This window comes from Paenibacillus tyrphae (assembly GCF_024158745.1).
Classification (GTDB): domain Bacteria; phylum Bacillota; class Bacilli; order Paenibacillales; family NBRC-103111; genus Paenibacillus_G; species Paenibacillus_G tyrfis_A.
In genome coordinates this window covers 87600-106253 of record NZ_JAMZAW010000017.1, presented here as the reverse complement: position 1 = coordinate 106253, position 18654 = coordinate 87600, and the positions used below count along the sequence as shown (strand labels likewise).

Annotated in this window: 18 protein-coding genes; 11 read left to right on the top strand and 7 right to left on the bottom strand. The window is 54.5% G+C overall.

All coding sequences use genetic code 11. The features are described from left to right. Positions 1 to 20 precede the first annotated feature (20 nt). Together NI000_RS24115 and NI000_RS24110 are read right to left on the bottom strand one after the other, a co-directional pair. Positions 21 to 383: a VOC family protein gene (locus NI000_RS24115; protein WP_253413940.1), complete on the bottom strand. Its 363-nt coding sequence runs from the start codon at positions 381 to 383 to the stop codon at positions 21 to 23. A 112-nt stretch (positions 384 to 495) separates the two neighbouring features. Next, positions 496 to 1893: an aminotransferase-like domain-containing protein gene (locus tag NI000_RS24110; protein ID WP_253413939.1), complete on the bottom strand. Its 1398-nt coding sequence runs from the start codon at positions 1891 to 1893 to the stop codon at positions 496 to 498. Positions 1894 to 2012: 119 nt separating this feature from the next. Between NI000_RS24110 and NI000_RS24105 the strand changes: the two genes are divergently transcribed. From NI000_RS24105 to NI000_RS24090, 4 genes are all read left to right on the top strand, one after another. Then, positions 2013 to 2435 (top strand): GNAT family N-acetyltransferase, encoded by a 423-nt coding sequence (locus NI000_RS24105; protein ID WP_253413938.1) that lies wholly within the window; start codon positions 2013 to 2015, stop codon positions 2433 to 2435. A gap of 196 nt (positions 2436 to 2631) precedes the next feature. Further along, a complete protein-coding gene (locus NI000_RS24100) occupies positions 2632 to 3633 on the top strand; it encodes a BMP family lipoprotein (RefSeq protein ID WP_253413937.1) in 1002 nt (333 codons plus the stop codon). A 22-nt stretch (positions 3634 to 3655) separates the two neighbouring features. Then, the gene (locus NI000_RS24095) at positions 3656 to 5314 is read left to right on the top strand and encodes a methyl-accepting chemotaxis protein (protein ID WP_253413936.1); all 1659 of its coding nucleotides are present in this window, start codon (positions 3656 to 3658) and stop codon (positions 5312 to 5314) included. Between the two features lie 165 nt (positions 5315 to 5479). After that, positions 5480 to 6010, top strand: a complete 531-nt coding sequence (locus NI000_RS24090; protein WP_253413935.1) for a DinB family protein — start codon at positions 5480 to 5482, stop codon at positions 6008 to 6010. Between the two features lie 77 nt (positions 6011 to 6087). Here NI000_RS24090 and NI000_RS24085 read toward each other — a convergent pair whose 3' ends face one another. After that, positions 6088 to 6555 (bottom strand): YdeI/OmpD-associated family protein, encoded by a 468-nt coding sequence (locus tag NI000_RS24085; protein ID WP_253413934.1) that lies wholly within the window; start codon positions 6553 to 6555, stop codon positions 6088 to 6090. 306 nt (positions 6556 to 6861) lie between these two features. Between NI000_RS24085 and NI000_RS24080 the strand changes: the two genes are divergently transcribed. Next, a complete protein-coding gene (locus NI000_RS24080) occupies positions 6862 to 8037 on the top strand; it encodes a hypothetical protein (protein ID WP_253413933.1) in 1176 nt (391 codons plus the stop codon). A 315-nt stretch (positions 8038 to 8352) separates the two neighbouring features. Here the strand turns inward: NI000_RS24080 and NI000_RS24075 are convergent, their stop codons facing one another. Continuing rightward, on the bottom strand, positions 8353 to 9534 hold the full coding sequence (locus NI000_RS24075) for an RCC1 domain-containing protein (protein WP_253413932.1): 1182 nt from the start codon (positions 9532 to 9534) through the stop codon (positions 8353 to 8355). 151 nt (positions 9535 to 9685) lie between these two features. On the opposite strand from NI000_RS24075, the gene NI000_RS24070 reads away from it, so the two are divergent. Then, positions 9686 to 10087, top strand: a complete 402-nt coding sequence (locus NI000_RS24070; protein ID WP_253413931.1) for a hypothetical protein — start codon at positions 9686 to 9688, stop codon at positions 10085 to 10087. Between the two features lie 17 nt (positions 10088 to 10104). On the opposite strand, the gene NI000_RS24065 is transcribed toward NI000_RS24070, so the two are convergent. Further along, positions 10105 to 10968 (bottom strand): polysaccharide deacetylase family protein, encoded by an 864-nt coding sequence (locus NI000_RS24065; protein ID WP_253413930.1) that lies wholly within the window; start codon positions 10966 to 10968, stop codon positions 10105 to 10107. Between the two features lie 219 nt (positions 10969 to 11187). On the opposite strand from NI000_RS24065, the gene NI000_RS24060 reads away from it, so the two are divergent. Next, the gene (locus NI000_RS24060; RefSeq protein WP_253413929.1) at positions 11188 to 13080 is read left to right on the top strand and encodes a 5'-nucleotidase C-terminal domain-containing protein; all 1893 of its coding nucleotides are present in this window, start codon (positions 11188 to 11190) and stop codon (positions 13078 to 13080) included. Positions 13081 to 13174: 94 nt separating this feature from the next. On the opposite strand, the gene NI000_RS24055 is transcribed toward NI000_RS24060, so the two are convergent. Both NI000_RS24055 and NI000_RS24050 read right to left on the bottom strand, forming a co-directional pair. Continuing rightward, positions 13175 to 14167, bottom strand: coding sequence for an acrylyl-CoA reductase family protein (locus NI000_RS24055; protein WP_253413928.1), 993 nt, complete (start codon positions 14165 to 14167; stop codon positions 13175 to 13177). A 27-nt stretch (positions 14168 to 14194) separates the two neighbouring features. Continuing rightward, positions 14195 to 15097 (bottom strand): LysR family transcriptional regulator, encoded by a 903-nt coding sequence (locus NI000_RS24050; protein ID WP_253414001.1) that lies wholly within the window; start codon positions 15095 to 15097, stop codon positions 14195 to 14197. 108 nt (positions 15098 to 15205) lie between these two features. Here NI000_RS24050 and NI000_RS24045 point away from each other — a divergent pair, with 108 nt between their 5' ends. The 4 genes from NI000_RS24045 to NI000_RS24030 all read left to right on the top strand — a co-directional run bounded on the left by NI000_RS24045 (position 15206) and on the right by NI000_RS24030 (position 18644). Further along, positions 15206 to 15577, top strand: a complete 372-nt coding sequence (locus NI000_RS24045) for a CidA/LrgA family holin-like protein (protein ID WP_253413927.1) — start codon at positions 15206 to 15208, stop codon at positions 15575 to 15577. Further along, positions 15574 to 16254 carry an LrgB family protein gene (locus NI000_RS24040; RefSeq protein WP_253413926.1) on the top strand — a complete coding sequence of 227 codons (681 nt, stop codon included), beginning with the start codon at positions 15574 to 15576 and terminating at the stop codon, positions 16252 to 16254. The genes NI000_RS24045 and NI000_RS24040 overlap by 4 nt, the downstream gene beginning before the upstream one ends. A gap of 338 nt (positions 16255 to 16592) precedes the next feature. Next, positions 16593 to 17588: a thiamine pyrophosphate-dependent dehydrogenase E1 component subunit alpha gene (locus NI000_RS24035; protein ID WP_253413925.1), complete on the top strand. Its 996-nt coding sequence runs from the start codon at positions 16593 to 16595 to the stop codon at positions 17586 to 17588. A gap of 21 nt (positions 17589 to 17609) precedes the next feature. After that, positions 17610 to 18644 carry an alpha-ketoacid dehydrogenase subunit beta gene (locus tag NI000_RS24030; RefSeq protein ID WP_253413924.1) on the top strand — a complete coding sequence of 345 codons (1035 nt, stop codon included), beginning with the start codon at positions 17610 to 17612 and terminating at the stop codon, positions 18642 to 18644. Positions 18645 to 18654 lie beyond the last annotated feature (10 nt).

Here is an 18654-nt window from a genome sequence, read left to right as displayed (position 1 = left end):
GTTTGGGCGGTCTCTTTTTTCTAGCCTTTGATCAAGAACGAATTGCCGTCCTCGTCGAGGAAGGTGGCGAAGGTACCCCATTGCATTTTTTGCAGCTCGCCTTCGAAGGTGACGCCGTTCGCATTCATCGTCTCGTACGTCTTCTCGACATCGTCGCAGACGAATACGATGGACGGCTTCAGCTCGGCCCAGTTTTTCATCATGCTTTTCGGATACAGCACCAGCGCGGATTCCGCTCCCTTCGGCGCAACCTCCAGCCAGCTCGCTCCCGGCATCATTTGGTGCTCGGCTACGACCTCGAAGCCGACCTTCTCCGTCCAGAACGCTTTCGCTTTTTGCTGGTCCTCTACATAAACGGCCGCCGTTGCAATTTTCTTAATCATGACTTGTCCTCCTTCGCGTGGTTCAAGATGAAGTCTTTGGAAAAATACACATAGTCGTAGTATCCGAAATGGGTCATGCATTCATGCAAATCGACAGGAGGCATCTCCTCGTCTAGATCCAGTCGACGACCGGGTCCCATTGCAGCGGCGGCTTGCGGCGGCGCGCCTGCTCGATCCAGTCGGCGATGCGACGGATCGCTTCGTCGATCTGCGCTTCGTTCGCGCGCATGACGCTCAGGCGCAGGCCGTTGTCCTTCGCGAACGTGCGCAGATAGCTTCGCGCGGTGGGCAGGGCCGCGACGTTCTGCTGCTTCAGCGCCGCCAGCAGATCGTCCGCCTCAAGCGGCGGAGGCACGAGGAGCCGGGCGAAGACGCCGCCGTACGGCACGTGCAAGCCGACCTCCTGCGGCAGGTAACGGCTGGCCGCCGTGCGGAGCGCCTCCATCCGTGCGCGGTAATGCTCGCGCATCCATGCGGCGTGGCGGTCGAACATGCCGCATGTCAAGTAAAGCTCCAGTGCCGCCTGGGATAAGGCGGACGTGCTCGAATCGGCGGAGGATTTGAACTGGCGGAACGTCTCCAGCAGCGGCTGCGGCAGGACGGCTGTACCGAGCCGCAGGCCCGGCAGCGTGACTTTGGAGAAGCTTTTGACATAGATGACGTGGCCGGAGCGGTTCAGGCTGTAGATCGGGTCCGCGCGGCGCTTCATTTCCAAATCGGCCAAATAGTCGTCCTCCACGATGTAGACGTCGTAGCGCTCGGCCAGCCGGGCGATCGCCTGCTTTTGCTCCTGGCTCAGGCTCGTTCCCATCGGGTTGTGATACCGCGGCACGGTATAAAAAAATTTGATCGTGTTCGTTCGAAAATGCCGCTCCAGCTCGTCCAGATCGATTCCTTCGTCGGTGCGGGCGATGCCGATGGCCGTGATGCCCAGCAGTTCCAGCGTGCGGAGCATGCCGAAGTAGGTGGGCTGCTCGACGAGAATGGCCGTCTTGCCGTTCGGAAAAGGCATGCCGGCCAGCATGTGAATCGCCTGCTGAGAACCGGATACGACGGCAATCCGCTCCGGTTCGGCGAATACCTGTGCCGTGGTCAGATGCTTGTGCAGTGCCTGCCGGAGCGACATAAAGCCGAGCGGGTCCGAATACGAAAACAGCCGGTCCTGGTAGCGCTCGATCGCTTGGTTCAAGCAATGCTGAAAGTCCGCGTACGGCATAACCGCCGGGTCGGGCGTCGCGGTGGCGAGGTCGATTCGCTCCAACGGCTCGGCGGAGGAAGGCTGTTCGGAACGGACGACGGCATAGTAGCCGCTTTTGGGCACCGAATAAATCAAGTGTTCCCGTTCCAGCTCGTCGTACGCGCGAATGGCCGTATTTTTGCTGCATCCGTACTGTACGGATACGTCGCGGATCGAAGGCAGCTTGGCGCCCGGCCGGATGGCGCCGGATGCGAGCTTGCGCTGGATGTCCGCTTTGATGGCTTCGAATTTGCAGCCCGTGCTCGTATTCATGCGTAGAGTCCCCCTTGATTTTGTACGGGTACAGATGGGAGAAATAAATACGTCGGTATCATCTGTCTCCATTATACTGAACGACATGAACGAAACCAACATCTACAGGAGGGGTACAGATGGAATGGAAGCACGACACGCTGCCGTACCGCATTAACGATTGCTGGGAAGAGCTGCAGCCGGATGTGATTTATGCGCTTTTGCAGACAAGCTACTGGGCTGCGCACCGAAGCAAGGAGACGGTGCTGCGGAGTTTTGAAAATTCGCTCTGCTTCGGCCTTTATCATGGGGAGGCGCAGGTGGGCTTCATGCGGGTGGTGACGGATTACGCCACGTTCGCTTGGGTCTGCGACGTTATCGTACACCCCGATCACCGGGGGCAGGGGCTCGGCAAGTCGCTGATGCAGTTTCTGGTGGAGCATCCGGCGGTGCAAGGTACCCGGATGGTGCTTGGCACCAAGGACGCGCACGGGCTGTATGAGCAGTACGGCTTCGAGCGGCAGGAGCTGATGCGGCGGCCGATCCCGGCTGCGGCACAGTAAGGGGAGCAGGGGAACAAGCAGCCTTGAACGCTCAATAACCAAAAAGCTTAATCAAGCATGCCGCGGCATCGCTTGATTAAGCTTTTTCGCGGTTACGCCGTTTTTAAATATAATATTAACTCTTTATTTACGGCTGTCTCTGCACGATATATTAAAGGTACTAAATTTTTTTACATAACACAAGAGGTGACGGACAATGAAGAGGAAGGGCAGACAAGCGATGATACGTTGGATTTCACTTCTTGTAAGCCTGTGGTTGCTTGCCGGTTGCGCGCAACAGGCGGAACAGGCGGCGCAGCGACCAATGAAGATCGGTATTATGCTGTCGGAAGTCGGGTTGGGAGATCAGTCTTTTAGCGATGCCGCGTTTCAGGGGCTGATCAAGGCCCGTGACGAGCAAGGCATCGTTTTTGATTATCGGGAGATCGCCAAGACGAAAACGTATGATGCAGGGTTCGAGCAGCTGGCGCAGGACGACTGCGATCTTGTGATCGGTTTGGGCTTTATGATCAAGGACAGCTTGGAGAAAGCCGCGAAGCAGCATCCGGACCGGCAGTTTATCATTGTCGATGAGACGTCGGACCTGCCGAACGTGGCTTCGATTACGTTTAAGGAGGAGGAAGGAAGCTTCCTCGCCGGAGCGATTGCCGGTCTGGTTACCCGTTCGAACGCGGTCGGTTTTGTGGGCGGGGCGGACGTGCCGCTCATTCACAAATTTCAGAACGGCTTCGAGCAGGGGGTCAAAGCGGTCAATCCGAAAGCCGAGGTCACCGCAGCCTATGCCGGAGATTTTGGCAATGCCGCGCTTGGCGTGCAAATTGCCGGCGGGATGATCGATAAACAAAAGGTCGATGTCCTGTATTCGGCAGCGGGTTTTACGGGCGTCGGAGTGCTGCAGGAAGCGGCGAAGCGCGGAAAATACGGGATTGGCGTCGATACGGATCAATTTTTCATGGCGGAGAAAGCCGTTGTGACGTCGATGCTGAAAAATATTGACGTTGCCATCGATCTGGCGGTGAAATCTTTTGTGCAAAATTCGGGCCGTTTTCCGCAGAAGCATATGGTATTCGGACTGAAGGAGAATGGCGTCGGCCTCTCGCCGATCCGAGTCATTTCCTTACAGCCGGAGCAGCAGCAGAAGGTTGACGACCTGATCCAGAAGCTTGCGGCCGGAAGCGTCACGATCCCAACCCCATGATTCGGCAACGGAGGAAGAAGCGATGAAACTGCAGGGCAAACTGGTACGCAGCGCGATGATCTCGCTGCTCGCGTCCTTGGCTTTGGTGGCCTATATTATTTTTCAATTGGTAAGCATTAACTCGCAAAACAATGAGCTGGTTCCTGCGATGATGAACATCCGGGAGCTGAAGAGCAGCATGATCCAGATCGGTCAGGGATTGAACAATTATTCGTCCTCCATGACCGAGAGCAACAAGGCGGGAGTAAAAAGTCAACTGGGCCAAGCGGCGAAAACGATCACGGCTTTGACCGGCGGGACTGCGCTGTCGGAAGAGCAGCAAAAGCTGCTTGCGAGCATCGATACGAAGTTTAAAGAGCTGGCGGCGGCTGCCTATCAGGCGTTAAACGATAAGAGCAGCCCGGAGGCGAAGCGGCAATCCATTCGTACGCTGGGCATACAGAACGATATTCATATGCTCGACCTCCAGATGCAGGCGCGGTACGACGAATATACCGGTCACTTGACGCGAAGCATCCGGTTTACGTGGCAGTTGGCTCTGGCAGGAGGCATACTGCTGCTCGTGGCGGTCGGTGCGTATAATACGTTTGCGGCTAGGCAGCTCGTCCGGCGGATTCGCCGGTTGAACGACGCTGCGAAACATCTCTCGCAGGGCAACCTGACGATCGAACTGGCCGAAACGAAGGGACGGGACGAGCTGGACGAACTGAACGGATCGTTCGGGGTAATGATCGACAACCTGCGCGGCATTGTCCGTTCAGTAGATCAAGCCGGCACTCGCGTGGACGACATGGCAAGAGACATTGATCGGAACAACGATACGATGCAGGGAATCGTCGCCCAGGTGGCGACGGCTACGGAGGAGTTGGCCATCGGTAGTCAAAAAATCGCGGAAGATTTAACGATGACGGTATCTCTCGTAGACGAGATGGCGCGGAAATTCGAGGCGAATCTTGCGGAAACCGCGCGGTCGGCGGAGTACGGCGAAGAAGCGGTCCGCGCGATTGAGCTGGGCAGCCGTACCATGCAGGAACAATTGCAGGTCGTGGCCGACAATCGGAGCGCCATGTTTGTCGTGGAACGGACCGTGCAGGAGCTGGAAGGCAACGCGGCGGAGATTGCCAAAATGACCGTTTACGTCTCCGAGCTTGCCAGACAAACGACAATGCTTTCTTTGAACGCATCTATTGAAGCGGCCCGGGCAGGCGAAGCGGGCAAAGGCTTTGCGGTCGTTGCTGGAGAGGTGAAGAAGCTGGCAGACCAGTCGGTAAGGGCCGCGAAGCAAATTTTCCAGGCGGTCGAAGGGATCGGCTCGGCGATGAATAAGGTGAAAGATTCCGTGTCGGAGAGTATGGAGTTATGCCGCGTACAGGAGGAAGCTGCCTCCTCGACAGGACAATCTTTTGCCGAAATTTCCGAGAAGGTGCAGAAGGTTGCGAGTCATCTGGCCGAGCTATCGGACGACATGAACCTTTCGCAAGAGATGTGTACCCAGGTGCAGCAGGCCATTGAGAGCATCAGCGCGATTACGGAGCAATCCGCGGCCGGCAGCGAAGAGATCATGGCATCGACGGTTGAACAGAAGCGTGCGTTTGACGTGGCAGGAGAGAAGGTGAAGACGCTGCGGCTCATCGCAGAAGAAATGCAGCAAGAGCTGAAAAGATTCCGGCTGGAAGCCTAAAGGATTCTATTCGATTAAATTGAATAAAAATGATAAAATAGAATATATATCCAGAACGGGTGCGCGGCGGTATGTTTAGCATAAACGATTGGCTATTCATGCCGCCGTTGTTCTGGTGCTGCAGTCGGCAGCTTGATACCTGATGCGAAAGGGGTCGTTAAAACGATGAACACACCGGAAATCATACAACGTTTGGAAGAAATTACGAACCATTATATTCAGGAGTTAGAGCAGTTCAGCATGGAGCAGTTGACCCGTAAGCCAAGCGAGAACGAATGGTCGCTGGGACAAATGTATGTCCATCTGATCAACACCGCGCTTAACATGCAGCTTCGGAATATCGAGCTTTGCAGGCAGCAGAGCGCCAATGAAGCCGCTGAAGCAGGAGGGAAGACGGAAGCGGGAGAAGCGATTTTTAAGAATGGCGGCTTTCCGCCGGTTCGCATTCAAGTCCAGACGGCTATCCCGGACCAGCCGCTAACGAAACAACAGATCATCGAAGGGTTGAATACGGTAGTGCGCCAAATGAAAGAGGTGGAGCCGCTGCTTGAGGAAATCTCCCCGCTGCATACCGTTCAGCATCCTAGACTCGGCGGGCTTAACGCGAAAGAATGGTTCGGACTTGTGGAGATGCATTACCGCCATCATCTTCATCAGAAGGAGCGGCTGAAAGCGTATTTGGAAAGCAACGGATAAAGGGAAAGCAGGCCATCCTACGCGAGATGGCCTGCTTTTTTTAGGCGAGTGCCGGCCGCGGCGGCCATACTGCCCCGCTATCCCTTCGGTCTTTTTCCTTCCAGCACCATCGCTACGGCTTTCGCGATCCGGTTCACCCGCGTTTCCGGCCGCTTGGCCGATTCGATCCAGTCCACGAACTCTTTCCGGTGCGAATACGCCAGCTTGTCGAATCGGGACGCGGCTTCTTCCGTTTGGCGCAGAGTGTCGGCCAGATCGCCGGGCACTTCGACGGTCCGCGCTTCCGTGTCCGGCTCCATCGTGACCTGCACCGTATCGCCCGGCGCGACCCCGGCCTCATCGCGAATCGTTTTGCCTACGACCATGTAGTGGGTACCGTTGCCGTGCGGCATTACCGAGCTGCGGTACGGCACGCCGTTGACCGTTCCTTTCACTTTGACTTGTCCTTTGCTGCCGAAGACGGCCTCCACGGAAAAGGGCAGCGTGAAGTACGTCCACGTCCCCGTCCCTTCGGGCCGGTGCAGCCCCGCTTCGAACTGCTGCATCTCGATTCGCTCCTTTGACGTCTTGTTGCCGCACATTATAGCATACGCCGTCGGCGATGAAAAATGAGCCAGGCTGCGGCGGTGACGGCCATCAGAGCGGCGCAGGCGAAGCCGACGCCGCCGGGGCCGAATGCACTTAAAACGTCGAATTCACCAGAATTCATCAATTCATAATGTTATAATTATTTCCTATTTTTACATTTTGTGATATCTTATTAAAAGGGTTATATTTCCCATATTCTAGGAAGTTGGTGGAGAACTGCAAGTAACTGAAAAATTAGAATGATAATTAAAGGAGGTTATTGTATGAAGAAGTCTTTAGTTTTCATCTTCTCAATCGTTTTATTTTTAGGTGTACCGTTTTCCGCATTTGCATCCTACCCGGAAGATACCGAAGTATCAATTAATTTTCCCACGACAATGGAACCATTCAATTCAAGTAATGTTAGCTTCTCTTTTACAGGTGGACAGGTTTTTGCATCAAATGCCCCTGAATCTATTTTCAGTGATGGTGCTAAGAGGGATGATGGCTCCGTTGTAAGAGGACAAGTGAATAGAACTTTGTATACCGATACGGTGACAGGCGCTTTCAGATTTTGGTCATCTCATGCAAACAGAAGTTCAAGCACTCTAAGATTCTGGATTGTTATTAAAAATACCTCTACTCAAACTGTAAAAGTTTATAGAAATAAGTTCGGCTACGGTAATGCTGCCGCAAAAGATATAGGCCCGGCCGCAAAAAGCGCTGCAAATAGTTTTATGAGTGCATCCTCCAATCCAACACTTATAGCAACTCTTTCAGCAGGAGATACATATAAATACCAATATTCGAGTGATATAGCTTCACATAAAGCAATGGTTTATTTTGCGGAATTCAATGCTATAAATTCGGATGGCAGTAGTGCGAGTGTTAAAGTTTCAGACGTGAATACAACTTCTTCCATAAGTGACCCTATTCCTTATACAACGGCATATATGTCTACAATAGCAACTACGAATGAAACTTCGACAAATTCGGATGATTATCGTGGTTTATTGGCCCATTGGGGGAGGGACGGAACCATTAATCTAAATATTAATAATACAACGACAAAATATATTAAACTAGCCGATAATCCAGGATATACAAATGAGCAAGAGCAATTATACACAAGATGGGATAAAGATGGCAATTCGATCAATCAAACACCCGTAGTTTGGCGTGGAAAAGTACGAAATGCTTATTGGTTAACAGACTATAATATTACCATTAATTTAACAAGTTCAACGGCAGTTAGCACGTTATTCGGAAGTGCGGGCAGCGCTCCTGGACATCTTGTATATCAAATTAATGGCATCTCTAAAACCCCAAAACCAAATGATAAAGATCATTTTAGTAAAAATAAAGCAAGATCAGTAAGTAATAGTAAAAGTTTCATACTTAGAACAATGATTCCTGCGTCTGCTACATTGCCTTATGCCCTTTACTTTAAAGCGGATTAATACAATAAAAAACCATTGCAATAGAAAACAACCAGTGGATAACAACCCTTGAAAAGCTAGTTTGACTAATCTCAGGGCCGTTCTCAAAAGCTATTCAATAATAGCCGAGGGACTGCCCTTTGTTTTTTATCACGCCCCATTTTGCAGCAACCTCTCTGCCCAAAAAAAAGGATACGGAACTATTCTTTTATAAGAAAAGTTTTCGTACCCTTATGTAAATCAGTTATCAAAAAAATTCATGACTAGTAGAAATAAACATTCCATAGTCACCATGTAAAGTTCTTTGAGGAACCGTTTTTTCAATATGTTGAATTATTATTCCAATAGGTTTAAGCCAGAAATTTGTACAGCGTAATTTTTATTCGTTTTTGTTCCATCACCGAGTTGTCCTGATGTATTATGTCCCCAGGCCCACACGGTGCCATCCTTTTTTATAGCCAAAGTAAATAAATTTTCCATCGCCAGAGAAGTCATGTCCTTTAACGGAGTTGCTAAGTCTGAAAGTACAACAGGGTATGGGATATATTGATTCTCACCGGATGTCTGACCTGTCCCAAGAAATCCTTCGGTTACCGCTCCTATCGAATAAATACTGCCATCTGGTTTTATAAAAGTTGCTCTATCATGATATGTAGTAACATATTTAACCGCATCAACATAGCTCATTTGTTTCGGAAACTGAGTTGGTACATTCCCTCTAATGCCATTTGCATATCCAGCTCCCCACTGCCACAAGCTGCCATCCTGTTTTATCACCATGCTGGAATTCGTGCCTGCATTAATAAAAGTAACTTGATCCAGGTTTGAAACTATTATTGGCTCTGCTTGACCATTTTTAGTACCATCCCCTAAAGTATAATCATTGTTCCCCTTTGCCCCCCAAGCCCATACGGTCCCGTCGTTTTGAAGAGCTAAGGAATGGGTAAATCCCATCGAAATAGATACAATATTATTCAGATTATGTACTTTAACGGGAGAAACCTGTGAGTCTGAAGTGGTACCAATACCTAATTTTTTATATGCATTTGACCCCCAAGCCCAAACAGTCCCATCGCTTTTCAGGGCCATACTGGAATTATCGTTTGCTGCAATGGCAATAACCGAATTTAAATATTGCACTTGTTCCGGAGACTTACTGGCTTTTTTTGTACCATTCCCAAGAGCCCCAGTCGTATTTGCTCCCCAAGCCCAAACGCTCCCATCACTCTTCAGTGCGAGGCAATGACTACCCCCAGCCGCAATTTGAATGACTGAGTCTAAACCTGATACTTGGACGGGGACAGTACTATTGGTTGTCGTACCGTCCCCTAATCTTCCAGAACCGTTATTGCCCCAAGCCCATACGGTCCCATCGCTTTTTAGAGCGTAGCCCGATAAATTTCCAGCGCTTACTTGAGGTTTTACAGAAGAAGCTGCTGCTTTCGCAGTCGAAAAAGATCCGGCGAATGTTGATAGAAACAGCAATACGGCTAGTGTCATGAGCCCTTTTGTTTTCATCCCTAACCTCCCATTTATGATAAGATTGTTTGAGTCAATCTTTAATTATTGATATACCACACCTCCTTCGAATAAAAGGATTAATTAGTAATAAATTACAATATTAATTATAATTTATTTCAATATACCAATCAAGTAAATTAATGTAATTTTGAGCGTTATACTATTTGCTTCCGACATTTATCTCTTATTTGAAGAGAATACGCTCGCCGCGGCGGACTTGTACTTGCTGGAGCAGCCGGTGCAAGAAGATGCGGAGTGGACGCTGCTCGCCCTGCTGGCTAACGCAAACAGCCCCGTGAGGCGCTGCTTGCCTCCGGAGCTGCGTGAAATAGCGCGCCGTCTGTGCGCCGAACTTCCCGGGGAGCCTTCCCGCGCCCGCCGGTTAGCGCTGCTCGGCCAGCTGGAAGAAACGCTCCTGCAGGAGCGCGCCGTCATCCTGTGGTACCGCTGGCAGCAGTCCGCCTCGTACCTGCCGGGACTGCGGGACGTCTCGCTCAGCTCGCTCGGCTGGGTCGACTACCGCAAGCTGTGGTTCGACGGCCGCCGCTAAACCAACCCGCCTTATTCCTAGCGGCTCAGCCAGGACAGCTGCGTCTTCACGGCGCGGCGCATGATCGTGCGGTGCAGGTTTTCCGGCGTAATGCTCGGATTGCCGGCATTGATGCGCGGAATTTGCATCACGTCGTCCTTTTGCGTCACCATGCCGCTTTTCACCGTAAAAGCGTAGCGAATTCCGGCCTGCCGGACCAGCTCCGATGCCTGCTGATCGTACATGCCGTAAGGGTAGGCGTACATATCCACTTCCTGCAAATGAAGGGCGTGGAGCCGGCCGGCGCAAGCCCGGGTATCTTTCAGAATCCGGTCGCCGTATTCGGCCACCGTTTCAATTCGGCCCTCCGTATGCAGCAGGCTGGTGAGCAGCGGATTGCCGTCCACTTTTTGGTGCAGATCGTGCGAATGACATTGAAAATCGATAAAGTCCGTTTCCGAGGCCATTTGCCGGATCTGCTCCTCGGATAAAGCCGTCAGGGCAGGCGCCTTCGGATCGGCCAAGTCCTTGGTCACGACAAAATTGACCGCCGGTATGCCAAGCTCCTTAAGCACGGGGTATCCGTACGTATAGAAGCTTTCATAGCCGTCGTCGAACGTAATCAGCACCGATTGCCGGGGCACATCCTTGCCGTTCATGAATTCGCGGAATTCCGACAGCGTCAGAAAATGGTATCCTTTTTCCTTCAAAAAGCTGATTTGCTTGCGGAACAGCTCCGGCGTGATCGTGACGTTGCTTTGATCCGTATCGTCCAAATGATGATAGGCCAGCACCGCGACCTGATCCGCATACGGATAGCTGCCCCATTGATAGACCGAACCGGCGATTACTCCGACTGCGATGCAGCCTGCGAGCAAGCCTTTTGCCAACCATCCAAACATGTGCTGCAATCTCCTTTTTGCCAAAAATTAAGCATTTTCATTGTATGATACCAGTTGAAAAAACTCAATCTCGTTTTAACGTCGGCGCCGGGATACTTTCCGTCATCGAGCCGGTTGAATTTACGAAAAATTTACACAGGGCAGAATTTCCATTTATATATCTGTGCTAAACTAAAAGGGACATGCCAAACTGGTTCAATTTGGGAGGAGAAGCTGCGAATGAAGGGTTGGAAAAAATGGATGTCCCCGGCGCTGGCTGTGCTTATGCTCGTATCGGCGGCAGCCCCGGCAGCGGCGGCGGAAACGTCGGCGGGGAGCACCGGCGGTAAGAAGGGCACGACGAAGATTACACTGTTCCACACGAACGATACGCATTCCCGGGTCGACGAGAGCAAGGAAGGGATCGGCTTCGCCAAAATGGCCGCGATGATCAAGGAGTATGCGAAAACGAACCCGAACTCGCTCATACTGGATGCCGGCGATACGTTCCACGGGCAAACGGTTGCGAATCTGGTGCGCGGCGAAAGCATCGTCAACATCATGAATGCCGTGGGGTACAGTGCGATGGCCGCGGGCAACCACGATTTCAACTACGGGTACGAGCGGCTTAAGGAGCTGGCGGGCAAAGCCAAATTCCCGGTGCTGAGCGCCAATACGAAAAAAGCGGACGGCACCCGCATTTTGCAGCCTTACGTGATCAAGGAAGTGGACGGCATCAAACTGGGCATTTTCGGTCTGACTACGCCTGAAACCGCTTATAAAACGCATCCGAACAACGTCGCGGGCCTCACGTTCACAGACCCTGCCGTCGAGGCGAAGGCGATTGTGGACGAGCTGAAAGGCAAAAAAGTCGACGCGATTATTGCGCTGACGCATCTCGGAGTCGACAAGTCCAGCATCGACACGAGCATCAAGGTGGCCGAGCAGGTGCCGGACATCGACGTCATCATCGACGGACACAGCCATACGAAGCTGGATACGGGCATGAAGGTCGGCAACGTGCTGATCGCCCAGACCGGGGAGTACCTTAAGCAATTCGGACGCGTCGACCTGACGTTCGAGAATGGGAAGCTGAAGGACAAGGTGTCCGGCCTGATCACGAAAAAAGCCGCCGATGAGGACAAGACACCGGGCGACGCGGCCGTTCTGGACATTATTAATTCCGTGAAAAAAGAGCAGGAGAAAGTGCTGCAGCAAAAAGTAGGTTCCACCTCCGTCAAACTGGTCGGGGACCGCGAAGTCGTGCGCAAGGGCGAGTCGAACCTCGGCAACCTGATCGCCGACGCGATGATCGACGAGACGGGCGCCGACGTTGCCATCACGAACGGCGGCGGCATCCGCGATTCGATCGCCGCAGGCACGATTACGAAGGGACAAGTCATTACCGTACTTCCGTTCGGCAATTACATTCAGACGAAAAAAGTGAAGGGCTCCGACATCGTCGCCGCTCTTGAGCACGGCGTATCCGCTTATCCGGAGCCGCTGGGCGGCTTTCCGCAGGTTGGCGGCGTTACCTTCGAGCTCGACCCTGCTCAGCCGAAAGGCAAACGAGTATCCGGGGTCAAAATCAAAGGCCAACCGATCGACCTGAACAAAACGTATCTGCTTGCGACGAACGACTTTATGGCCGCAGGCGGGGACGATTACAAGATGTTCAAGGACTACCCGCTTGCAGGCGACTACTCTTCGCTGGAAGAATCGCTGATCAAGTACTTCCAGAAAAAGGGCGAAGTGAACCCGCAGGTCGAAAGCCGCATCGCGGTCAAAAAGGCATCCGACACGGTAACGCCACCGGCACCACCGGCGCCAACGGTACCGGCTCCTCCGACTCTGCCGGCCGAGCAGACGAGCAAACCAGCTCCGACGCCAGCTCCGGCTCCGGCCGTTCCTGCACCGACAACGCCTGCACCGGCACCGGAAGCTGCAAAGCCCGCCCCGGCGGCTCCAGCGGCGACAGACGGCGGAGTATATACCGTGAAGTCCGGCGATACGCTGTCGAAAATCGGCAGGAAGCATAACACCACGTGGCAGAAGCTGCAAGAGCTGAATAAGCTCAGTAACCCGGATCTCATTTTCCCGGGTCAGAAGATCAAGCTTCCTGCTGCGGGATAATCCGCTTGCAGTTGGTGCTGCAGCCGTACGAAAAGCCCGACCAGGTTGACCGGTCGGGCTTTTTCTCGTAGAGATTCGGCCTCTTGCCGAGCGCTTACTTCAGCTTCACAACGACCTTCCCGCGGACGCCGCTTTGCAGAATGTGCTGCAGAGCACCCGGCAGCTCGTCGAGCGTCGTTTCCGCATGGACCATCGCTTCGAGCCGCGGCGGCTTCAGATCGGAGGCCATCCGTTCCCAGAGCCGCTGCCGGAGCGGAAGCGGGCAGTAGGCGGAATCGATGCCGAGCAGGTTCACACCGCGAAGGATAAACGGAAACACGGCCGCCGTAAATTCGGCGCCGCCGGTCAGTCCGCTAAGCGCCACGGAGCCGCCGCGGCGAACGGCGCTAAGAATATGCGGCAGCGCGGCTCCGCCGACAGGATCGACGGCGCCCGCCCACTGTTCCTTGGTCAAGGGTTTGACCGTTTCCGGATACAGCTCTTCCCGGTTGAGGATCGCAGCGGCACCCAACTCGCGCAGGTAATTATGCTCCTGCGCTTTTCCCGTGCTGGCCGTGACCTCGTACCCCGATGCCGCAAGTATGGAGACGGCGTGGCTTCCGACGCCGCCGGTCGCTCCGGTGACGAGCACGGGGCCGTTCTCAGGGCGCAAGCCGTTCTCTTCCATGCGGTGGACCGACAGCGCCGCCGTCAGTCCGGACGTTCCGAGGATCATCGCCTCGCGGTGGGATAGCCCTTTAGGCAGGGAGATCACCCAATCGGCGGGAACCCTCGCATATTCGCTAAACCCGCCGGAATGCCCGACGCCGAGCTCATAGCTCGTCGCCAGCACCTCGTCGCCTTCGCGAAACCGCGGATCAGTCGAAGCGGCTACCGTCCCCGCGAGATCGATCCCCGGCACGGTGGGATAGCTGCGGACCACCCGGCCTTTCGGGCTGGCCGCCAAGCCGTCCTTGTAATTGACGCCGGAGTAGGCGACCCGAATGAGCACCTCGCCTTCCGACAAATCGTCCAAGTTGAGAGATTGTACGCCTACCGAAAACTGATTCTCCGTTTTGTCCACGACGAGTGCACGAAATCGTTCCATATTTACGTACCCCTTCCGAAAATGGATTTAAAGAGACAGCCTGCCTTGGTTCGTCAAATGCTTCTTCGAGAAGCGGACCCACTCCCGCGCGGCAAACGACAGATAGCGGCCCTTCCGCCAAATCATGCCCAGATGCCATGGGATGGCGGGGTCGGTCAGCGTGACCGTGGCGACGCGGTTCGGGTCGAGCATGCTGCAGATGCTCTCGGGCAGCAGGGCGACGCCCATTCCCGCGGCGACCATTTCGTAGATAAAATCCCACTGCGAGCTTTCGTACCAGATCCGGGGCCGGAAGCCGACGCCGTCGCAAGCCTCGATAATCCGCTCGTGCAGCGCAAAGTCTTCCCGGAACAAAATGAAAGCTTCGTCCTGCAGCTCGGCCAGCCGGACTTCCTTTCTGCCCGCCAACGGATGGACAGGAGGAAATACAGCTCGCAACCGTTCGTTTACGAACGAGTACGATTCGAAGATTTCCTCGTCCACCGGCAAAAGCACCACGCCGACGTCCAGCGTGCCATCCTCTACCTTTTCCGCCAGCTTGACCGAGCCGTCCTCCTCCAGTTGGATCGTGAGCCCCGGATACGTGTCGCGAAACCGGCTTAGAATGCCGGGGAAAAACCTCGCGCCCGCCATTGGCGGCAGTCCGATCCGGATATGCCCTTTTTTGAAATTCGTCAAATCGCCGAGCTGCAGCTCCAAATGCTTGAACGAACGGACGACATCCTGCGCCTGACCGGCAATAAGCTGGCCGGCGTCGGTCAGCTCGAGCGTTTTGCCGGAGCGGACGAAGAGCGGGACGCCCAACTCCTGCTCCAAATTTTTGATCGCCTTGCTGATCGTGGGCTGAGTAATGTGCAGCGCCTCGGCCGCTTTGGTAAAGCTGCTGTGTCGGATGATCTCCAGCACATACTCCAACTGCCGGATATCGATGCCGGGCACCTCCTTTGCATAGACGATTGGAATGAAAGAAATTCGATATATTCATTTTACCTATGAAAGGAAGGGGTGTAAACTTTGGATGGAAAGGAGCTGTGCAACATGACGGCTTTTGTGAAAACTTTGGGGCAGGTGCTCTTTTTTGTCGTCGTTTCTTGGCTGCTGAACGGGCTGGCGGCCCTGCTTCATTTGCCGGTTCCGGGGAGCATTCTCGGGATCGTTCTCGTTTTTGTGCTGCTTCAACTGAAAATCATCCGCATCGAATGGATCGATCTGGGGGCCAAATGGCTATTGGCCGAAATGCTGCTGTTCTTCATCCCTGCGGCGGCCGGGATGATTCAATATCGGCCACTGCTGCGGGATAACGGCTTGCCGATCATGCTCGTGCTGGTGTGCAGCCTTGTCGTCGTCATGCTCTCGGCAGGGCTTGTGGCGCAAGCGATCGTGAAGCGAAAGGAGCGGACCCCGTCATGACCTGGCTTTCGCTTGGCTTGCTGCTGTTCACCATGGCCGTCTATTACGGCATAAAAAGCTTGTACCGCCGGAAACCCAAAATCTACCTGTCACCGCTGCTGCTGACGCCGGCGGTTGTCATCGTCCTGCTGCTGCAAGCGGACATTCCTTACGAAACCTACAACGCCGGGGCGCATTGGCTGACGGACATGATCGGACCCGCGACAATTGCCTTGGCCGTGCCGCTCTACAAAAATGTCGCGCTGCTGCGCAAATATGCTGTAGAAATCATGGCCAGCGTACTGGTTGGCTCCGCGGCGGGTGTTGCGACCTCGGTGTGGATCGCCAAGGGGCTGCACCTCGACGGGCAGATCATCGACGGCCTGGTGCTTCGCTCCACGACAACGCCGATTGCCATCGCCATCACGGATATGATCGGGGGCATCCCGGCCATGACGGCGCTGTTCGTGCTGGTCACGGGCTTGCTCGGCACGGTCGTCGGACCGATGCTTATCCGTCTGTTCCGCATCCGCAGCGGGGTGGCGCAGGGCGTGCTGCTCGGGACGAGCGCCCATACGGCCGGGACGACGACGGCGTTCGAATTCGGCGCCGTCTCCGGCACGGTGTCGAGCATATCCATGCTCGTGGCCGCGCTTCTGGCGCTGGTCGTGGTCCCTTGGCTGGTCCTGCTCCTGTAGCAAGGCCGCCCAAGAATATGCGCGCTACTGTGAACATTCGAGGAAGAGCCGCAAGCTCTTCCCCGAGGCCCATAACCTTTTCGATCCGGATTCAGCTTCATCGCATCCCTCCTTCACGAAACCAAAACCCCAATTTCAGGATATGGCTCCATTGTAATCCAAATGATTAATAGGTGAACAAAAGTGGACAAAACGAGACAGTCGTCTCTTTGTGTCCACTTTTTCGGCTTCCTGGGGGGCCGTATTTCTGCGAGAATCAAGCGGTTTTTCCATTGGCACGAAACTTGCATTACTATCCGGCGTGGGGACATTTTTTACATCCAAAGGAGGAACACGGTATGGTTAACGCCGCGCAGGACAAGGGAACGGCCTTGAGCCGGGAAAAAGCAGGATGGATGTTTCAAAAGATGCTGGAAATCCGCAAGTTCGAGGATAAGGTACACGATTTGTTCGCTCAAGGCCGACTTCCCGGCTTCGTCCACCTGTACGCCGGAGAAGAGGCGGTAGCGGTCGGCGTATGCGCCCATCTGGACGACAAAGACAGCATCACCAGCACCCACCGTGGACACGGGCACTGCATCGCCAAAGGCTGCGAGCTGGACGGCATGATGGCGGAGCTGTTCGGGAAAATTACCGGGCTGTGCAAAGGGAAGGGCGGCTCGATGCATATCGCCGACCTGAACAAAGGCATGCTGGGCGCCAACGGCATCGTCGGCGGCGGCTATCCGCTGGCCTGCGGCTCCGCCTTGACCGCCAAGTACAAGAAGACGAATGCGGTCAGCGTATGCTTTTTCGGAGATGGCGCGAACAACCAGGGAACGTTCCACGAAGGCATCAATTTGGCCGCGATCTGGAAGCTGCCGGTCATTTTCATTGCCGAAAATAACGGGTACGGGGAAGCGACCACGTTTGAATATGCGTCCAGCTGCAAAACCATCGCCGATCGTGCAATCGCTTACAATATTCCGGGCGTCCGGGTGGACGGTAAGGATGTGCTTGCCGTATACGAGGCGGCGGAGCAGGCTGTGCAGCGGGCGCGCCGGGGCGAGGGTCCGACGCTGATCGAATGCGTCACCTACCGCAATTACGGACATTTTGAGGGCGATGCCCAAAAATATAAAAAAGACTACGAACGAAAAGAGCATTTGCAGGAAAAAGACGCGATTGCCGCGTTCGAATCGTATTTGGTGGCTGAGCGCCTGTACACCGAAGCCGAGCTGGCGGAAATGAAAGCTGCGGTGGAGCAAGCGGTGGAGAAGGCCGTCGAATTTTCGGAAAACAGCCCGTATCCAGACGCATCCGAGCTGCTGACGGACGTGTACGTATCTTACTAAATCATTGGAGGAGGAACCGGTATGACAAGAAAAATCAGTATGTCCGCGGCGATCAACGAGGCGATGAAGCTGGCGATGCGCAAGGACGAAAACGTCATTCTGATGGGCGAGGACGTGGCCGGCGGGGCTGCCGTGGACCATCTGCAGGACGATGAAGCATGGGGCGGCGTGCTGGGCGTTACGAAAGGTATCGTGCAAGAATTCGGCCGCGACCGGGTGCTGGATACGCCGATCACCGAGGCGGGATATATCGGCGCGGCGATGACTGCGGCTGCGACGGGCTTGCGCCCGATCGCGGAGCTGATGTTTAACGATTTTATCGGGAGCTGTCTGGATCAGGTGTTGAACCAAGGGGCCAAATTCCGCTACATGTTCGGGGGCAAGGCTCAGGTGCCGGTGACGATCCGTACGACGCACGGGGCCGGCTTCCGCGCGGCGGCGCAGCATTCGCAGAGCCTGTATGCGCTGTTCACCAGCATTCCCGGCATTAAAGTCGTCGTCCCTTCGACCCCTTACGATGCCAAAGGGCTGCTGCTCGCGTCCATCGAGGATAACGATCCCGTCATTTTCTTTGAAGATAAAACGCTGTATAACGCGACTGGCGAGGTGCCCGAAGGGTACTATACGATTCCACTCGGAAAAGCCGACATCAAGCGGGCCGGTTCGGACCTGACCATCGTGGCGATCGGCAAGCAGGTGCAGACGGCGCTGACGGCCGCCCGGCTACTGTCGCAAAAAGGCATCGAAGCGGAAGTCGTCGATCCGCGCAGCCTGTCCCCGTTGGATGAGGATACAATTCTCGCTTCCGTGGCGAAGACGAACCGCCTGATCGTCATCGACGAAGCGAATCCTCGCTGCAGCATCGCGACGGATATCGCCGCCCTTGTCGCGGATAAGGCGTTCGACAGCCTGGATGCGCCGATCAAGCGGATCACCGCGCCGCATACGCCCGTGCCGTTCTCGCCGCCGCTGGAAGACATTTATTTGCCGACGCCGCAAAAAGTGGTTGAAGTCGTCGCCGAGCTGCTCGGCGACAAATCGCTGCTCGCCGTATAGACGGACCCAG